The sequence below is a fragment of the Streptomyces sp. MK37H genome, from assembly GCF_018035285.1.
GTDB classification, from domain to species: domain Bacteria; phylum Actinomycetota; class Actinomycetes; order Streptomycetales; family Streptomycetaceae; genus Streptomyces; species Streptomyces endocoffeicus.
Genome location: NZ_JAAAYH010000809.1, coordinates 1 through 1,676, shown reverse-complemented (window position 1 = coordinate 1,676; position 1,676 = coordinate 1). Strand labels below are relative to the sequence as shown.

The following is a 1,676-nucleotide window of genomic DNA, read 5'->3' as shown; positions in this document are numbered from 1 at the left end:
CTCCGGCATGGCCCGGATCGCCCGACCGGGCGGCGGCGAAGTCCGCGTCAGACAGCTCGGCGAAGTCCGCGTCCGGCGCCCCGGCGGGGGGCGTGTCCCGGGACCGGGAGCCGGACCCCGAGCCGGACCCCGAGCCGGACCCGGACCCGGAGCGGACCGAGGCGACGAAGGCCGCCAGCCGGTCCACGCCCCAGAACTTGTCATAGCCGTGGGTGAAGAACGGCACGCCGAACGCCCCGGCGTCGCTGAGCGCGACCAGGGCCTGGAGCCCCCGGCCACCGCGCAGTTCCTCGTCATCGGCGGCCGCCGCCGCCCGTTCGGCCGGCAGCCCCAGCTCCCCGGCGATCTCCGCGATGGTCGTACGGTCGCAGATGTCGCGGCCCTCCTGCCAGCGCGCTCGGTAGACGCGCTCGATCCAGGCGGGGCCGAGCCCCGCGTCGAGCGCGAGGAAGTACGGCAGATGCGGCACCTCCCAGACCGGGTCGTGATCCACCGGCCAGCTGACCGCGAGGCCGCGGTCGGTCGTCAGCCGACGCACATCCTGGAGGATATAGAGATGCTTCTCCCGGGACATCGCCGAATAGGGGAAGTGATGGCCGTGTTCGGCCATACGGCGCTCCCCGTCCGCGTCCGGCTCCCACCACAGGTGCCATTCCACCGCCTGTGCGACGTCCGGATAGCGGTCCATCAGATCACGGTAGGCGATCCAGCTGTACGGGCTGCGGAAATTGAAATAGAACCGCGGTACTTTGCTGCGCTTGGCTGCCACGTCCGTACCCCCTCGCTCGTCCGTCTCCTGCGTGACGCTCGTTCAGCGAGCGATCACATCGTGCGCACCGCCCGCACAGCGGTGCGGCGGTGCCCGTCAGAGGACGATGCCGCCATCCACCTGGAACACCGCGCCGGTCACATACTCCGCTCCGACCAGGTACGCGACCATGTCGGCGACCTCCTCCGGACGGCCGAAGCGGCGCAGCGGGATGCTCTGCTCCGCCTCCTTGCGCACCCGGTCGGAGAGCTCGGCCGTCATATCGGTCTCGACGAAGCCGGGTGCCACCACATTGGCTCGAATGCCGTACCGGCCGACCTCCTTGGCAAGCGACTTGGTGAAGCCGATGATCCCCGCTTTGGAGGCCGCGTAATTGCTCTGGGTCGCATTGCCGTGGACACCGGCCACGGACGAGATGTTGATGACGCATCCGGCCTTGCGTTTCATCATTCCGAACACCACGGAACGGCACAGGTGATAGGTGCCGTCCAGGTTGACCTCCAGGACGCCGCTCCACTCCTCGTCCGTCATCAGCAGCAGCGGATTGTCCCGGGTGATCCCGGCGGAGGTGACGGCGACCTCGACCGGACCGAGCGACTCCTCGGTGAAGGCGACCAGCTCGCGCACCGCGCCCGCGTCGCGGACGTCCGTCTGTCTGCCGAGCACCCGCCCGCCGCCGAGCCGCACCGCCTCCTCCTCCAGTTCACGGGCGGCGTCGGGGCTGGAGCGATGGCAGAACGCCACATCGAAACCGTCCCGGGCCAGCCGGAGCACGGTGGCCCGGCCTATGCCGCGGGAGCCGCCGGAGACCAGCGCGACGCGCGGCGCCGGCTTCTCGTCAGGCGCCGACTTCTCGTCAGGCGCCGGCTCCTCGTCACCGGATGCGCGGCCCGTGTCGTCGGATATT

2 protein-coding genes are annotated in these 1,676 nt (G+C 70.2%); both read right to left on the bottom strand.

Annotation, left to right across the window (positions count from 1 at the left end):
* Positions 1 to 769: DsbA family protein (locus tag GWI24_RS44100; RefSeq protein ID WP_210951619.1), on the bottom strand; the 769-nt coding region annotated here is incomplete at its 3' end.
* A 96-nt stretch (positions 770 to 865) separates the two neighbouring features.
* The gene (gene fabG, locus GWI24_RS44095) at positions 866 to 1,582 is read right to left on the bottom strand and encodes a 3-oxoacyl-ACP reductase FabG (RefSeq protein WP_210951620.1); all 717 of its coding nucleotides are present in this window, start codon (positions 1,580 to 1,582) and stop codon (positions 866 to 868) included.
* Positions 1,583 to 1,676 lie beyond the last annotated feature (94 nt).